Source organism: Cupriavidus sp. 10L43_2, assembly GCF_056395265.1.
In genome coordinates, this window is sequence record NZ_JBFTJE010000007.1 from 222,197 (window position 1) to 236,707 (window position 14,511).

The window sequence follows — 14,511 nt, forward strand, 5'->3', positions numbered from 1 at the left end:
GGCTGGCGAGGTGCCCTCAGCCAGCCTTCTTCTTCTCGCCGATCCGGCTTTCCTTGCCGGCCAGCAGCTTGGCGATGTTCTGGCGGTGGCGCACCACCAGCAGCACGCCGATCACGAAGACCGCGCCGGTGATGATATCCACGCCGAACATCAGCACATAGAAGAACGGCGCGAAGATGGCCGCCACCAGCGCGGCCAGCGACGAATAGCGGAAGAAGAACGCGATGATCAGCCAGGTGGCCAGCGTGCCGGCGCCCAGCAGCGGATGGATCGCGAACAGGATGCCGGCGGCCGTGGCCACGCCCTTGCCACCCGCGAAGCGGTGGAACACCGGGAACAGGTGGCCCAGGAACACGCCCAGCGCCGCGAGCGCCACGCCCGAATCCTCCAGCCCGTAGCCCGGGCCGAAGTGCCGGGCCAGCCAGACCGCGAACCAGCCCTTCAGGCCGTCCCCAATCAGCGTCAGGATGGCCGCCTTCTTGTTGCCCGTGCGCAGCACGTTGGTGGCGCCGGGGTTGCCCGAGCCATAGCTGTGCGGGTCCGGCAGGCCCATGAGCTTGCTGACCACGACGGCAAAGGACACCGACCCGATCAGGTAGGCGACGACGGCGAATAGCAGGTTGACCATTGCAGGGGAATCTTTTTGGGGGTTTCAGGCTGGCGCGATTGTAGCGCGCCCGTCCGTGTCAGTCAGGCTCGGGTCAGCCCCGATTCAATCCGATTTCAGTCCGGCAGGGCGCACTCGACCGGCTTGGCCTCCAGCAGCCGCGTCAGCACCTCCGGCGCGATGCTGACCAGATAGCCGCGCCGCCCGCCGTTGATATAGATCCGCTCCAGCGCCAGCACGCCGGCCTCCACATAGACCGGCATCCGCTTCTTCGTGCCGAACGGCGACGTGCCGCCGACCATGAAGCCACTGTGGCGCTGCGCCACCTCGGGCTTGCACGGCTGCACGCTCTTGCAGCCAATCTGCCGCGCCAGGTTCTTGGTCGAGACCGAGCAATCGCCATGCATCAGCACGATCAGCGGCTGCGCGCGCTCGTCCTCCATGACCAGGGTCTTGACCACGTCGTGCTCGGGCACGCCCAGCTGGCGGGCAGACTCGCCGGTGCCGCCGTGGTCGACATATTCATAGGGATGCTCGCCGAAATCCACGCCATGCCGGCGCAGCATCTGCGTGGCGGGGGTCTCGGAGATGTGTTTCGCTTTGCTCATGAGGCGCGGCGCGGCAGGGGGTTAGCCGCGCGGATGGTGGTGGAGATGCAGCTCGCGCAGGCGCTCGCGCGCCACGTGCGTGTAGATCTGCGTGGTGGAGATATCGGCATGGCCCAGCAGCAGCTGCACCACGCGCAGGTCGGCGCCATGGTTCAGCAGGTGCGTGGCGAACGCGTGCCGCAGCGTATGTGGCGAAAGCGGCGCATGGATGCCGCCTTCGCGCGCGTGCCTCTTGATCAGGTGCCAGAAGGTCTGGCGCGTCATGCCCTCACCGCGCTGCGTGACGAACAGCGCGTCGCAGGCGCGGCCGGCCAGCAGGGCAGGGCGCGACTCGGCCAGGTAGCGGCGCAGCCAGTCGCCGGCCTGCGCGCCGAACGGCACCAGCCGCTCCTTGTTGCCCTTGCCGCCCACGATGCGCGCCACGCCCTCGTTCAGGCCGATTTCCACGGTCTTCATGTTGGTCAGCTCGGACACGCGCAGCCCGCTCGCGTACATCAGCTCGAGCATGGTGCGGTCGCGCAGCCCCAGCGGGGTGTCGGTATCGGGGGTTTCGAGCAGGGCCTCGACCTGGGCTTCGGAGAGCGTCTTCGGGAAGCGCGGCGGCTGTTTGGCGGGCCGCAGCAGCAGGCACGGATCGGCCTGGATCATGTGCTCGCGCAGCGCCCACTGGTAGAAGCGGCGGAACACGGTGAGCCGCCGGTTGGCCGACGAGGCCCGTGTCTCCAGATGGCGCGCGGCGAAGTAGGCGGACAGCAGGGTGTCGTCCACGCCCAGCAGCTTGCCGTGGGCGGCGCCGTGGAGCCAGCGTGCCAGCAGGGCGAGGTCGCGGCGATAGGCGTCGATGGTGTTGCGCGACAGGCCGTCTTCCAGCCACAGCGCGTCGCAGAAGCGATCGACCAGCGCGAGATCGGCGCTGGGATCGGTGCCGGCCGGGGCCTCGGCGTGCACAACCTCGCTCATAGCAGCATCGCGCCCTCGTGGCGCAGCAGCCAGCGCTTCACGCCGAGATGGAAGCCTTCCTCGCCATGATGGGCGAAGCCCCCCAGCCCGTTGGCGGCCACCACGCGATGGCAGGGAATGACCACCGGGAACCAGTTCTGCCCGCACGCCTGCCCCACGGCACGCGGCATGCTTTGCAGGCGCTTGGCGATGGTGCCGTAGGTGGTCAGGCCGCCACGCGGCACGGCCGAGATGGCGTCCCAGACCTTGCGCTGGAACGCGGTGCCGCGATGGGCCAGCGGCAGGTCGAACACGGTGTCGGGGTCGGCGTAGTAGGCGTCCAGCTGCGCGGCCACGCGGCGCGCGAGGGCGCTGGCCGGGGCAATCAGCTCGAAGCTGTCGGGCAGGTAGACGATTTCGTGGACGTGCTCGCCATCGGCACGCACGCCGATCTTGCCGAAAGGCGCGGGCAGGACGGCATCGAAGCGGTGGGACATGGCTGGCGGACGGCTGGGGTGATGACCCCGGATTTTATGCCGATTCGCGCCGGTGCTGCGGTTTGCGCCTCTCTCCCTCTGGGAGAGAGGCCGGGAGAGAGGGCAGGCGCTGGCCGGAGCCTGCATGCTGGAACACACCGAAGGCTCCGCTTGATGTGGTCGCATGCTGGACCACCCCTCTCCCCGACCCTCTCCCACTGAGGGGAGAGGGAGCAAAACTCGTGGTCCTGAAGGGCCACTTGGGCGTACTTACTGCTCCAGCTTGATGTTCTGCACCTTCACAAGCGTCTTCATCTTGTCGAATTCCTTCTTGATCTCGGCGGCGTGCTGGGCCGGGGTGTTGCCCGACGGCTCGGCGCCAGCCGTGCGCAGGCGCTGGACGAAGTCCTTGTCCTGCAGCGCCTTGACGGCCGCCGCGTTCAGCTTGGCGATCACGTCGTCCGGCGTGCCGGCGGGGGCCACCAGGCCGTACCAGGCCGGGTCATTCGGCTCCTTCAGGCCCATTTCGCCGAAGGTCGGCACGTTGGGCAGGCCGTCCACGCGCTTGTCCCACGCCACCACCAGCGCGCGCAGCTTGCCGGCCTTGATGTAGGGCATCGACGACGGCAGGTTGTCCACCATGATCGGTACCTGGCCGGCCAGCACGTCGTTCAGCGCCGGGCCTGCGCCACGGTACGGAATGTGCACCATGAACGTCTTGGTCGAGACCTTGAACTGCTCGCCCAGCATGTGGCCGAAGCCGCAGGTGCCCGACGACGCGTACGAGTACTTGCCCGGATTGGCCTTCAGCACGGCCAGGAACTCCTTGTAGTCCTTGGCCGGGAAGTTCGGATTCACGGCGATCACGTTGGCCACGTTGGCCACGTTCGTGATGGGCTTGAAGTCCTTGATCGGGTCGTACGACAGCTTCGGGTTGCAGGCCGGGTTCACGGCCATGGTCGAAACCGTGGAGATGCCGATGGTGTAGCCATCCGGCGGGGCCTTGGCGATGGCGTCGGCGCCAATCGAACCGCCCCCGCCAGCGCGGTTTTCCACCACCACGGGCTGGCCGAGGATGCGGCTCATCTGGTCGGCCACGCCACGGCCCACGATGTCGGTGGTGCCACCCGGCGCGAACGGAATGATCAGGCGGATCGGCTTGGTCGGAAAGCTTTGCGCGTGCGCCACGGAAGCCACCGAGGCGATGGCGGCAACGGCCAGGGTCAGTGCGGTTTTACGAGCGTGCATGAGAAGAGAGTCTCCCGTTCTGAAAGCCGGACGGATCGCGCCCGGGGAGGTCATAAAACGCCGGCGAGCGTTGCGCCGGCGGCGTTGCGGATTCAGCCGCCCAGCAGGCCGCGCTTGAGTTCGCGGTCCACCGGATGTTCGCCCAGGAAGATGCGCAGCACCGCCTGGTAGAAGTCCTCGCCCGGAATCGGCCGCCCGCGCGGGATGCCGTTGACGGCCACCACGGTGCCGCTTTCGGGGGCGTAGTCGAAGTTGATGACATCGCCCCGGCGCGCCGTGCCGACCAGGTTCATGGTCTGCTCGAGCTGGGTGAGGCGGTCGGCCAGCAGCTTTAGCTGCGGCTCGGAGTGGTTCTCGCGCAGGCCCGTGTTCAGCGCCTTGACGAAGGCATCGGACTCCACCTCGCGCAGCGGGCGGATCTGCAGCCGCTTGGGCCCGTGCGTGCCCAGCGCCACGGTGGCGTTGCGCGAACGCTCGGGCAGGTAGAGCCCGGCCGCGTAGCCCTTGATGACGAACACCGCGCGCAGCCCGGCGCCATTCAGTTGCAGCTCCTTGCCGCCGACGCGCGTGGCGTCGTCGAAGCGCACCCCCTCGATCTCCATCGCCATGGCATGCGTGGAGATGGCCGACAGCGGCGACAGCAGGCCCACGGCCACGGCGAGCGCGGCGGCGTGTCTGCGGAGAGCGGTGGATCGGCGGGCGGGGACCTTCATGGGTGCGGCGGGCAAGACGAAATTTGGCATGCCATGTTGCCGGAGTTCTGGAACAATACCCATCCGTATCTGCCCTAGTCTGCACATTTGGCCGTGCCTGCCGTGGGGGTTCCCCGCCCGCGTTCCCGGCTGCCGCATGCGTCACAAGGGTGGTCTGTCGTGCATAAAAACTAAAGAGACATGTCTTCAGCATTGCTGCTGGTGCCGGACTTCAGCCTGATCCTGATCGGCTGGCTGCTGGTCCGCTACACGCCGTTCGACCGCGTGTTCTGGTCCGGCGTGGAACGCCTGGTTTACTTCGTCCTGTTCCCGGCGTTGCTGTTGCAATCCACCAACAGTGCCAGGTTCGATTTCTCCTCCACCTCGGCCATGCTGGGGCTGGCGCTGGCCACCACGCTCTTGGGCGTGGTCACGGGCTGCCTCGTCAAATTCGTGCTGCGGCCGGCCCCGCGCGACTTCGCCTCGGGGCTCCAGACCGCCTTCCGCTTCAATTCCTATATCGGGCTGGCCCTGGCGTCGCGGCTGGGCGGCAGCGAGGGGCTCGCGCTGATGGCGCTGGTCGTCGGCGTGACCGTACCGCTGTGCAACGTGGTGGCGGTGTGGGCGCTGGCGCGGCATGGGGAGTCCCGGCTGCTGCGCGAGCTGGCGCGCAATCCGCTGATCCTGGCCACGGCGGGCGGGCTGATTACCAACCTGCTTGGCCTGCATCCGCCCGAAGTGGTGGCGATGACGCTCAACCGGATCGGCTCGGCCTCCACGGCGCTGGGCTTGATGACCGTGGGCGCCGGGCTCCAGATGCGCGGCGCCACGGGCGCGATCGGGCCGGTGGCGTGGTGGTGCGGCGTGAAGCTGCTGGCGATGCCGGCCTTCGCGTGGCTGGCTGGCCGCTACCTGCCGCTGACGGCGCTCCAGTACCAGATCGTGGTGCTGTTCGCCTCGCTGCCCACGGCGCCGAGCGCGTACATCCTCGCGGTGCGCATGGGCGGCAATGGGCCGATGGTGGCGGCGACGATCTCGCTGATGACCATCGCCGCCATCGTCACCACGCCGTTCTGGCTGGCGCTGGTCAGCTAGGGAGCGGGGGCGGCCGGGGAGGGGTCCTGGGCCAGTGCCCAGTCGATATGCTCGCGCACAAGCGGCGTGGCGGCGTCCTGCCGGGCCCGCAGCGCGGCGCGGATGCGCCCGGCCAGCGCCGGATCGGTACCGGCCGCGGCGCGCAGGCTGTTGCCCAGCCCCACGGCGAGGTTGCGCAGCCAGCGTTCATGGCCGATGCGGCGGATCGGGCTGCCTTCCAGCCGCTGGTTGAACTCGGCCTCGGTCCAGTCGAACAGGTCGACCATGTCGGGCGCGTCGAAGCCGTTGCGCACATCGAAATCGGGCAGCGTGGCCCGGTGCGCGAACTTGTTCCACGGGCAGGCGAGCTGGCAGTCGTCGCAGCCATAGACGCGGTTGCCCATCGGCGCGCGGAATTCCTCGGGAATCGGCCCCTTGTGCTCGATAGTCAGGTAAGAAATGCAACGCCGGGCGTCGAGCCGGTACGGCTCCAGGATGGCGGCGGTGGGGCAGATGTCGATGCAGCGGCGGCAGTTGCCGCAGTGGGGGGCCTCGGGCGGGTCCGCAGGCAGGGGCAGGTCGACGAGGATTTCGCCGAGGAAGAACATCGAGCCGCCGTCGCGGTCCAGCAGCAGCGTGTGCTTGCCGCGCCAGCCCAGCCCGGCCTGGCTGGCCAGCGCCACCTCCATCACCGGCGCGGAATCCGTGAACACGCGATAGCCGAACGGGCCGATGGCCTGCTCGATGCGCGCCGCCAGCTGCTGGAGCCGGTTGCGCAGCACCTTGTGATAGTCGCGGCCCCGGGCGTAGAGCGAGAGCACGGCCGTGGACGGATCGTCGAGCCGCGCGAGTTCGTGGCCGCGCCAGTCGTCGGGGCCGTCGTCGGTCCCCCCGGCAGGCAAATAGGGCATGCGGGCGACGATGGCCCGCACCGTGCCCGGCACCAGTTCGGCCGGCCGGGCGCGCCGCATGCCGTGGTTGGCCATATAATCCATGTCGCCGTGGTAGCCCGCCTGCAACCACGCCAACAGGCCCGCTTCCGCGTGGCGCAGATCGACATCGGCGATGCGGATCGCATCGAAGCCAAGCGCCGCGCCCCAGCCACGCATGGACTGCGCCAGGGCGGCCAGATCCGGTGGCGCCTGTGGCGAGATTTCAGTGGGGGCGGGTGCTGCGACATCGATCATTCCTGAATTGTACGCAATGCCCCTGCTCGAAGAACGCATCCTGACGCTGCCGGACGAGGCCGCCACCGCCCGCTTCGGCGCCGCGCTGGCCGCCACGGTGCAGGCCATGCCGCCGCGCACGGTGCATGTGCAGCTCTCGGGCGACCTGGGCGCGGGCAAGACCACGCTCTCGCGCGCCGTGCTGCGCGCGCTGGGCCACGCGGGCAAGGTCCGCAGCCCCACCTACACGCTGTGCGAGCCCTACGAGGTGGCCCGGGCCGATGGCTCGCCCCTCACCGTCTACCACTTCGACCTGTACCGCTTCGCGGACCCCGAGGAGTGGATCGACGCCGGATTCCGCGACTGTTTCGCCGAGCCGGCGTTCAATCTCGTCGAATGGCCGGAAAAGGCGGGCCGCCTGCTTGGGGAACCGGACCTCCACGTGTTGCTCCAATCGGACATCCGCGCGCTGGAATTGGCCGCGGGCGCCGATCCGGAAGGCGCCGATCCCCGCATGGCCACGCTGCGGGCCTATACTCCCACTGGACTTATCCTGCTGAACGCATGCTGATCAAGCGACTCGCCACCGACCGACCCGATGGACCCGACGGACTGCTGCAGGCCCGGCGCAAGTGGATGGCGCAGGCTGCGCGGCTGGGCGCGGGCACGGTGGTGCTGACCCTCGTCGGCCCGCAGATTGCACGCGGCGCCGGCATCGTGGCCGTGCGCGTCTGGCCCGCCGAGGATTACACGCGCGTGACCATCGAGTCCGACGCGCCGCTGGCCGCGCAACACCAGATGATCCGCAGCCCGGACCGCCTGGTGGTCGATATCGACGGCCTCGACCTCTCGCCCACGCTGCGCGAGCTGGTGGCCAAGATCAGCACCAACGACCCCTATATCCAGACCGTGCGCGTGGGCCAGAACCGGCCGCGCGTGGTGCGGATGGTGTTCGACCTCAAGGAAGACGTCTCGCCGCAGGTGTTCACGCTGGCCCCGATCGGCAACTATCGCAACCGGCTCGTGTTCGACCTCTACCCGGTGAATCCGCCCGATCCGCTCTGGAAGCTGGTGCGCGATACCGAGGACAAGCAGCGCCGCTTCGCCCAGACCCCGCCGCCGGCCGGCAGCGAGGGCGTGTCCGGCGCGCCGCCCGGGGCCGAGGAAGATGCGATTGGCGCGCTGGTGCGCAAGTTCGAGGATAAGGACCAGCTCCCGCCGGCCACCACGGCGCCGCCGCCGGCCGTCGCGCAGGTCAAGCCCAGGCCTTCCGCTCCTTCCGCCCCCTCGGCGCCGCCCGTGCCGCCGCCGATGGCCCAGACCAATGTGCCGCCACCGAGCCAGTTCAAGATGCGCCGCCTGCTGACGGTGGCGCTGGACCCCGGTCATGGCGGCGAGGACCCCGGCGCCATCGGCGCGGCGGGTTCGCGCGAGAAGGACGTGGTGCTGCAGATCGCGCACCGGCTGCGCGCCAAGATCGACGCCCAGCCCAATATGCGCGCGATGATGACGCGCGACTCGGACTTCTTCGTGCCGCTGAACGTGCGCGTGCAGAAGGCGCGGCGCGTGCAGGCCGACCTGTTCGTGTCGATCCACGCCGATGCCTTCCTGTCGCCGGAGGCGCGCGGGGCGTCCGTGTTCGCGCTGTCGGAGCGGGGCGCGTCCAGTACTGCCGCCCGCTGGCTCGCCAACAAGGAAAACAACGCCGATCTGATCGGCGGGACCAATATGGGTAACAAGGATGCCCAGGTGGCGCGCGTGCTGCTGGACCTGTCCACCACGGCGCAGATCAACGACAGCATGCAGGTCGGCAAGGCCGTGCTGGGCGAGATCGGCGGCATCAACAAGCTGCACAAGGGCAGCGTGGAGCAGGCCGGGTTTGCCGTGCTCAAGGCGCCGGACATTCCGTCGATCCTGATCGAGACCGCCTTCATCAGTAACCCGGAAGAGGAGCGCAAGCTCAACGACGACGCGCACCAGGAGCAGCTGGCCAACGCCATCCTGCGCGGCATCAAGGCGTACTTCGCGAAGAACCCGCCGCTGGCGAAGAATCCGTCGGTGTAAGCCCTTTTCGTACTGGTCAGAAACAAAAAGCGGCGCCCGAGGGCGCCGCTTTTGTCATGCGGGGAGGGAGAGGGGGGTGCGGCTCAGGCGCGCGCCGTGCCGCGCGCCTCGGGGGCGTCGTCGCGGCTGGCGTAGCGGCCGGCGATCACCGAGCAGACGATCAGTTGCAGCTGGTGGTAGACCATCAGCGGCAGCACCAGCAGGCCCAGCGCGGGATGGCCCGCGAACAGGATCTTGGCCATCGGAATGCCGTTCGCCAGGCTCTTCTTCGAGCCGCAGAACACCGCCGTGATCTCGTCTTCCACCGAGAAACCGAGGCGGCGGGCGACGAAGGTGGTGGCGCCGAGCACCACGATCAGCAGGATCGCCGCGATACCCATCACCGCGCCGATGGTCTGCCAGTGGTACTGGTGCCACAGGCCAGCGGCCGTGGCATCGCAGAACGACGAGTAGACGATCAGCACGATCACGCCACGGTCGATCTTGCTGGTGATCTGCTTCTTCTTTGCCAGCCAGTTGCCGATCAGCGGACGGGCCAGCTGGCCCAGTGCGAACGGCAGCAGCAGTTGCAGCGCCACGCCAGTCAGCGCGCGGCCCAGCGGCATGTTGCCGGTGCCCGAGGCGCTGATCACCAGGCCCATCAGCAGCGGCGTGAGCGCCATGCCGATCAGGCCCGAGATGGTGGCGTTGAAGATGGCGCCCGGCACGTTGCCGCGCGCCATCGACGTCATGGCCACCGACGAGGACACCGTGGACGGCAGCACGCACAGGAAGAACACGCCGAGCAGCAGGTCTGCCGGCAGCGCGTCGCGCAGTGCGAACATCAGCACCACGCCCACCACCGGGAACACCACGTAGGTGAACGCCTGGACGAACACGTGCAGGCGCCAGTGACGCGCGCCGGCCACGAGTTTGTCGCGCGAGAGCGCTGCGCCGTGCAGGAAAAACACCAGCGCGACGCCAAGGTTGGTGACAATGCCAAGGTGCAGCGGGCCGTCACCGGTACCGACCTCGGGGGCGATCAGCGCCACCGCAATCGCGGTCAGCATGATCAAAACGAAGCCGTCGATCAGGTCGTACAGCTTTTTGAAGGGAGTCAGGATGGCAGGCATTGGGGATAGTGCTTAAGGGTTTCCGCTTGGTATTGGACGCCAACGGCGTCTAGAATGCAAATTCATTTATCGTATTGATTCATCTGATCGTTGCATGAATTACACATTGCGGCAGTTGCGGGTCTTTCTGGCGGTGGCGGCGCACGGCAGTTTCAGCCGGGCGGCGGATGCCGTCGGCCTCACGCAGCCGGCGGTGAGCCGGGGCGTGGCAGAGCTTGAGGAAGCACTTGGCGTGCGGCTGCTGGATCGCACCACGCGCGAGGTGGTGCTGACCGATGCCGGCACGGCGCTGGTGCCAGCGCTGGAGCGGCTGCTCGGCCAGCTGGACGACACCCTCGAGGAAACCCGCCAACTGGGCGAGCGCTATCGGGGCCGTGTGGTGATCGCCAGCGCACCCACCATCTCCGCCCGCCTGATGCCGATGTATGTGGCGGAATGCGCACGCCAGTACCCGGAAATCCGCCTGTTCGTGCGTGACAACGTGCAGGCCGATGGCCTTGAACAGATCCGTGCCGGCGCGGTGGACTTCGGCGTGCTGATCGATCCGATGGCGCGGGAAGGGCTGACCATCGCCCCGCTGGCGACCGATCCCTTCTGCTTCGTGTGTCGCCGGGATCACCCATTGGCGGACGCCAAATCGGTCTCATGGACCGCCTTGCACGGTCAACGGCTGGTGCTGCTCGATTTCGCGTCCGGCAGCCGGCCGCTGATCGACCGGATCTTCGCGCGCCATGGCGTGGCGCCGCATGTGGTGCAGGAGCTGGGCCATTCGGCCAGCGTGTTCGGAATGGTGGAGGCGGGGATTGGGGCGTCGGTGCTGCCGTCGTTCTCACTGCCGCTGCCGGAGGCGTCGCCGCTGGTGTCGCGCCCGCTCACGCCGCGCGAGGAGCGCAGCATCGTCATGGTCCGGCGCGAGGATCGCTCGCTCTCGCCGGCGGCGGCAGCGGTCTGGCAGATGGTCCAGACGCTGCCGATTCCGGCCGAAGCGGTCCTGACTAATTAGTTAACAGCCTTATCCGATGCGCGGCGTGGCGGTCACCATGGTCGCCTCCAGCGAGAAGCTGCCGTCTGGCTGCACCCGGTAGCGCTCGCGCACCTCGGCGGGCGCCTGCTGCCAGAGATGGCGGATGGCGGCCACCGCCACCTCGGGCGTGCGCATGCGCGCCACCCAGGTATCGAAATCGAGTTCGATCCGCCAGGTCGGTGACACCGTCACATCGAATCCCGCCGCTTCGCACAGCGCCGCCCATTGCGTCGGCGAAAAGTCGCGGATGTGTGACGGATCGCGCAGCAACTCCACCGACTGGAGCCACGTATCGCAGAGCGGATCGTCGGCGCCGGCAATATCGATCATCACCAGCTTGCCCTGCGGCTTTACCACGCGGCGGATTTCGCGCAGCGCGGCGGGCACGTCGCGCCAGTGATGGGCGCTCATGCGCGAGACCACGGCGCAGAAGCTGGCATCGGCGAACGGCAGCGTCTCGGCCGCGCCCTGCTGCGTGGTGATGTTCGTCAGTCCTCGCTCACGCGCGGCGCCCGCCACCACGTCGAGCATGGACGGCGAGAGGTCGTACGCGACTACCGCATTGGCCTGCGTCGCCGCAGCGAAGCTGGCATGGCCGGCGCCGCAGCCCAGGTCGAGCACGCGGCTATGGCCCACCGGCTTCAGGTGGGCGAGGGCGGCTTTGAGTTGATCGAGATCCGCGCCCTGGGCGTGGACCGCGCTGGTGAGATAAGCCTGCGCGGTGGCGCCAAACTGCGCCGCGACGAGTTCCTGCTGTTGCATGGGGTGCCTCATTGTTCTATTTGGACGGGGGAAGACTTGCCTTGGGCCCAAGGGTTCACGTACTGTAGACGGCACGTTTTCCCGGTACAAGTGACCGATTTATCCTGGTATAAGAAGCACCACCATGTCCGAGCCATCTGCCCCTTCATCGCGCGAAGCCGAACTTGGCGCCTTCCTGCGCGCCCACCGGGAGCGCCTCACGCCTGCCGATGTGGGCCTGCCGCCCGGCCGGCGGCGCCGCACCCCTGGATTGCGTCGTGAGGAAGTCGCGCAACTGGCCGGGCTCAGCGCGACCTGGGTGACGTGGCTGGAGCAGGGCCGGCCGGTGTCGATGTCCGCGCGTGCGCTGACCAGCCTGGCCCAGGCGCTGCGGCTCTCGCGCGCCGAGCACGGTTACCTGTTCGCGCTGGCGGGCCGTCCCGCCCCGCGCGATGACGCCGAGCCGGCCGTGCCGCCCGCGCTGCTGGCCAGCGTGCATGCGATCGCCGGCCCCGCCTATCTGCTTGATCGGCAATGGAATGCGCTGGCGTGGAATGCGGCGGCGGCCGACCTGTTCGTCGGCTGGCTCGATCCCGGCAGTACGGAGCGCAACCTGATGCGTGCGATGTTCCTGTCGCCGGCCTTGCAGGCACTGGTCGAGGACTGGCCGCATCGGGCGGCGCGGCTGGTGGCGGAGTTCCGCGTGCACAGCCTGCGCCATGCCGAAGACCCGCCGACGCGGGCGCTGGTGGAGGGATTGCGGGCGGAGAGCGCGGCGTTTCGCGCGGCCTGGGCCTCGCAGGATGTGGAGGAGCGCCAGGGCGGCCGGCGCGGGTTTCATCACCCGACGCGCGGCCTGCTTGCCTTCGAACAGATCACGATGGTGCCGCCGGCCGCGCCGGGCCTGATGCTCGGCATGCTGCTGCCGACGGYCGGGTAGCGTCGGTACTTACTTCGGCTGCATCCGGATCGCGCCATCGAGGCGGATCACCTCGCCGTTCATCATCGTATTGACGACGATGGCCTGCACCAGCTTCGCATACTCGGCCGGACGGCCCAGACGCGGAGGGAACGGCACCATCCGGCCGAGCGCGTCCTGCACTTCCTGCGGCATGCCCATCAGCATCGGGGTCTCGAACAGGCCGGGGGCGATGGTCATGCAGCGCACGCCGTCGCGCGCCAGGTCGCGGGCGATGGCCAGCGTCATGCCGACCACGCCGCCCTTGGACGCCGCGTAGGCCGCCTGGCCAATCTGCCCGTCGTACGCCGCCACCGAGGCGGTATTGATGACCACGCCGCGCTCGCCATCGGCGTCGGGCGTGTTGCGCACCATGGCGGCAGCGGCCAGCCGGATCATATTGAACGTGCCGATCAGGTTCACGCGCACGGTCTTCTCGAACGAAGCGAGCGGGTGGGGGCCATCCTTGCCGACGGTCTTGGCCGCCACGGCGATCCCCGCGCAGTTGACCAGCCCGGCCAGCCGGCCCAGCTTCAGCGCGGCGTCGACAGCCGCCTGGCCATCCACCTCGGACGCCACATCGCACTTCACGAACTGGCCGCCCAATTCCTCGGCCAGCGCGGTCCCGGCCGCCTCGTTCAGGTCGGCGATGATGACCTTGCCGCCGGCTTGCGCCAGCATCCGCGCGGTGCCCGCGCCCAGTCCCGATGCGCCGCCGGTAACGATGAATACGTTGTTCTGGATGTCCATCCGCCTGTCTCCTTGGTTTCCTGTGGTCAGATTGCCGTTTACGTTAACGTAAATCGACCGTCATGGGAAAGCCTGCGGATAAAAAACGAACGCGCGGACGAAAAAAAGGCGACCCGGAGGTCGCCTTTCTCGGTACAGCGGCGCGGTGCGCTTACTTCAGCGCTTCGAACACGGAGGCCGTGATCTTGTCCACATCGCCCACGCCCGCGATCTTGCGGTACTTGGGCGGCGACACCTTGGCCGACGCGTCACCGTTGGCGGCCCAGTTCGAGTAGTAGTCGACCAGCGGACGGGTCTGCTGCGAGTACACGTCCAGGCGCTTGCGCACGGTTTCTTCCTTGTCGTCGTCGCGCTGGATCAGCGCTTCGCCGGTCACGTCGTCCAGCATGTCCTGCTTGGGCGGGTTGAACTTGACGTGATAGGTGCGGCCCGAAGCCACGTGCACGCGGCGGCCGCTCATGCGCTCGATGATGGCGTCGAACGGCACGTCGATCTCCAGCACGTAGTCGATGGCCACGCCGGCTTCCTTCATCGCCTCGGCCTGCGGAATGGTGCGCGGGAAGCCATCGAACAGATAGCCCTTTTCGCAGTCGCAGTCCTTAAGACGGTCCTTGACCAGGCCGATAATGATGTCATCGGACACCAGCCCGCCCGCGTCCATCACCTTCTTGGCTTCGATACCCAGCGGCGTACCGGCCTTCACCGCGGCGCGCAGCATGTCGCCCGTGGAGATTTGCGGAATGCCGAACTTTTCGCAGATGAACTTGGCTTGCGTGCCTTTGCCGGCGCCAGGTGCGCCCAACAGGATCAAACGCATTTACGGGTCCTCAGAACAATTTGAATTCGGTCTTGCGGGGGTATCGAAGGAGGGTAACGCCGCAACTTGACGCAGGACTTACGCCGGCAAGTCGTGCCGACGTCACGTCATGGTTGGCGCCCGGGCGCACTCGGCTGCCGAAGGCAGCGGGGCTCACGGTCTGGCTCGCTTTCTCTATCTCCCCACCGAGCCTTGTGCGGACGCGTAGCACGCGCCCACGGGCTCTGTATCGGCA

16 protein-coding genes are annotated in these 14,511 nt (G+C 68.1%); 5 read left to right on the forward strand and 11 right to left on the reverse strand.

The annotated features are described in order from the left end of the window. Window positions 1-16: 16 nt before the first annotated feature. The 6 genes from plsY to AC1DEL_RS13140 form a co-directional block, all read right to left on the reverse strand. Complete coding sequence (gene plsY / locus AC1DEL_RS13115; RefSeq protein ID WP_092298025.1) at window positions 17-628, reverse strand: glycerol-3-phosphate 1-O-acyltransferase PlsY; 612 nt, start codon at window positions 626-628, stop codon at window positions 17-19. Between the two features lie 95 nt (window positions 629-723). Continuing rightward, window positions 724-1,215 (reverse strand): aminoacyl-tRNA deacylase, encoded by a 492-nt coding sequence (locus tag AC1DEL_RS13120; protein WP_092298028.1) that lies wholly within the window; start codon window positions 1,213-1,215, stop codon window positions 724-726. A gap of 21 nt (window positions 1,216-1,236) precedes the next feature. After that, window positions 1,237-2,175 (reverse strand): site-specific tyrosine recombinase XerD, encoded by a 939-nt coding sequence (gene xerD, locus AC1DEL_RS13125; protein ID WP_477125833.1) that lies wholly within the window; start codon window positions 2,173-2,175, stop codon window positions 1,237-1,239. Further along, a complete protein-coding gene (locus AC1DEL_RS13130; protein ID WP_092298034.1) occupies window positions 2,172-2,651 on the reverse strand; it encodes a methylated-DNA--[protein]-cysteine S-methyltransferase in 480 nt (159 codons plus the stop codon). Before AC1DEL_RS13130 ends, xerD begins: the two co-directional genes overlap by 4 nt. A gap of 249 nt (window positions 2,652-2,900) precedes the next feature. After that, on the reverse strand, window positions 2,901-3,878 hold the full coding sequence (locus AC1DEL_RS13135) for a tripartite tricarboxylate transporter substrate binding protein BugE (RefSeq protein ID WP_092298037.1): 978 nt from the start codon (window positions 3,876-3,878) through the stop codon (window positions 2,901-2,903). Between the two features lie 92 nt (window positions 3,879-3,970). Further along, window positions 3,971-4,591 (reverse strand): chalcone isomerase family protein, encoded by a 621-nt coding sequence (locus AC1DEL_RS13140; RefSeq protein WP_255370917.1) that lies wholly within the window; start codon window positions 4,589-4,591, stop codon window positions 3,971-3,973. Window positions 4,592-4,771: 180 nt separating this feature from the next. Here AC1DEL_RS13140 and AC1DEL_RS13145 point away from each other — a divergent pair, with 180 nt between their 5' ends. Further along, window positions 4,772-5,665 carry an AEC family transporter gene (locus AC1DEL_RS13145; RefSeq protein ID WP_092298043.1) on the forward strand — a complete coding sequence of 298 codons (894 nt, stop codon included), beginning with the start codon at window positions 4,772-4,774 and terminating at the stop codon, window positions 5,663-5,665. Here AC1DEL_RS13145 and queG read toward each other — a convergent pair. Further along, entirely contained in the window at window positions 5,662-6,831 is a 1,170-nt protein-coding gene (queG, locus tag AC1DEL_RS13150; protein WP_477125834.1) for a tRNA epoxyqueuosine(34) reductase QueG, read from the reverse strand. The genes AC1DEL_RS13145 and queG overlap by 4 nt on opposite strands. 16 nt (window positions 6,832-6,847) lie before the next feature. Here queG and tsaE point away from each other — a divergent pair, with 16 nt between their 5' ends. Next, window positions 6,848-7,381, forward strand: a complete 534-nt coding sequence (tsaE, locus tag AC1DEL_RS13155) for a tRNA (adenosine(37)-N6)-threonylcarbamoyltransferase complex ATPase subunit type 1 TsaE (RefSeq protein WP_092298433.1) — start codon at window positions 6,848-6,850, stop codon at window positions 7,379-7,381. Next, the gene (locus AC1DEL_RS13160; RefSeq protein ID WP_454756832.1) at window positions 7,375-8,874 is read left to right on the forward strand and encodes an N-acetylmuramoyl-L-alanine amidase; all 1,500 of its coding nucleotides are present in this window, start codon (window positions 7,375-7,377) and stop codon (window positions 8,872-8,874) included. Before tsaE ends, AC1DEL_RS13160 begins: the two co-directional genes overlap by 7 nt. A gap of 83 nt (window positions 8,875-8,957) precedes the next feature. On the opposite strand, the gene AC1DEL_RS13165 is transcribed toward AC1DEL_RS13160, so the two are convergent. Next, window positions 8,958-9,986, reverse strand: a complete 1,029-nt coding sequence (locus AC1DEL_RS13165) for a bile acid:sodium symporter family protein (protein WP_477125835.1) — start codon at window positions 9,984-9,986, stop codon at window positions 8,958-8,960. A gap of 94 nt (window positions 9,987-10,080) precedes the next feature. On the opposite strand from AC1DEL_RS13165, the gene AC1DEL_RS13170 reads away from it, so the two are divergent. Further along, complete coding sequence (locus tag AC1DEL_RS13170; protein ID WP_441591788.1) at window positions 10,081-10,989, forward strand: LysR family transcriptional regulator; 909 nt, start codon at window positions 10,081-10,083, stop codon at window positions 10,987-10,989. Window positions 10,990-10,998: 9 nt separating this feature from the next. Here AC1DEL_RS13170 and AC1DEL_RS13175 read toward each other — a convergent pair whose 3' ends face one another. Next, window positions 10,999-11,772, reverse strand: a complete 774-nt coding sequence (locus tag AC1DEL_RS13175) for a class I SAM-dependent methyltransferase (protein ID WP_092298058.1) — start codon at window positions 11,770-11,772, stop codon at window positions 10,999-11,001. Window positions 11,773-11,896: 124 nt separating this feature from the next. Between AC1DEL_RS13175 and AC1DEL_RS13180 the strand changes: the two genes are divergently transcribed. Next, window positions 11,897-12,691, forward strand: coding sequence for a helix-turn-helix transcriptional regulator (locus AC1DEL_RS13180; protein ID WP_477159095.1), 795 nt, complete (start codon window positions 11,897-11,899; stop codon window positions 12,689-12,691). A gap of 9 nt (window positions 12,692-12,700) precedes the next feature. On the opposite strand, the gene AC1DEL_RS13185 is transcribed toward AC1DEL_RS13180, so the two are convergent. Together AC1DEL_RS13185 and adk are read right to left on the reverse strand one after the other, a co-directional pair. Next, window positions 12,701-13,459 (reverse strand): 3-hydroxyacyl-CoA dehydrogenase, encoded by a 759-nt coding sequence (locus AC1DEL_RS13185; protein ID WP_477125836.1) that lies wholly within the window; start codon window positions 13,457-13,459, stop codon window positions 12,701-12,703. Window positions 13,460-13,610: 151 nt separating this feature from the next. Then, window positions 13,611-14,276 carry an adenylate kinase gene (gene adk, locus AC1DEL_RS13190; RefSeq protein ID WP_092298067.1) on the reverse strand — a complete coding sequence of 222 codons (666 nt, stop codon included), beginning with the start codon at window positions 14,274-14,276 and terminating at the stop codon, window positions 13,611-13,613. Window positions 14,277-14,511 lie beyond the last annotated feature (235 nt).

Coding starts and splice junctions, on each gene's coding strand:
- plsY (WP_092298025.1), bottom strand. CDS start 628: ATGGTCAACCTGCTATTCGCCGTCGTCGCCTACCTGATCGGGTCGGTG.
- AC1DEL_RS13120 (WP_092298028.1), bottom strand. CDS start 1,215: ATGAGCAAAGCGAAACACATCTCCGAGACCCCCGCCACGCAGATGCTG.
- xerD (WP_477125833.1), bottom strand. CDS start 2,175: ATGAGCGAGGTTGTGCACGCCGAGGCCCCGGCCGGCACCGATCCCAGC.
- AC1DEL_RS13130 (WP_092298034.1), bottom strand. CDS start 2,651: ATGTCCCACCGCTTCGATGCCGTCCTGCCCGCGCCTTTCGGCAAGATC.
- AC1DEL_RS13135 (WP_092298037.1), bottom strand. CDS start 3,878: ATGCACGCTCGTAAAACCGCACTGACCCTGGCCGTTGCCGCCATCGCC.
- AC1DEL_RS13140 (WP_255370917.1), bottom strand. CDS start 4,591: ATGAAGGTCCCCGCCCGCCGATCCACCGCTCTCCGCAGACACGCCGCC.
- AC1DEL_RS13145 (WP_092298043.1), top strand. CDS start 4,772: ATGTCTTCAGCATTGCTGCTGGTGCCGGACTTCAGCCTGATCCTGATC.
- queG (WP_477125834.1), bottom strand. CDS start 6,831: ATGATCGATGTCGCAGCACCCGCCCCCACTGAAATCTCGCCACAGGCG.
- tsaE (WP_092298433.1), top strand. CDS start 6,848: ATGCCCCTGCTCGAAGAACGCATCCTGACGCTGCCGGACGAGGCCGCC.
- AC1DEL_RS13160 (WP_454756832.1), top strand. CDS start 7,375: ATGCTGATCAAGCGACTCGCCACCGACCGACCCGATGGACCCGACGGA.
- AC1DEL_RS13165 (WP_477125835.1), bottom strand. CDS start 9,986: ATGCCTGCCATCCTGACTCCCTTCAAAAAGCTGTACGACCTGATCGAC.
- AC1DEL_RS13170 (WP_441591788.1), top strand. CDS start 10,081: ATGAATTACACATTGCGGCAGTTGCGGGTCTTTCTGGCGGTGGCGGCG.
- AC1DEL_RS13175 (WP_092298058.1), bottom strand. CDS start 11,772: ATGCAACAGCAGGAACTCGTCGCGGCGCAGTTTGGCGCCACCGCGCAG.
- AC1DEL_RS13185 (WP_477125836.1), bottom strand. CDS start 13,459: ATGGACATCCAGAACAACGTATTCATCGTTACCGGCGGCGCATCGGGA.
- adk (WP_092298067.1), bottom strand. CDS start 14,276: ATGCGTTTGATCCTGTTGGGCGCACCTGGCGCCGGCAAAGGCACGCAA.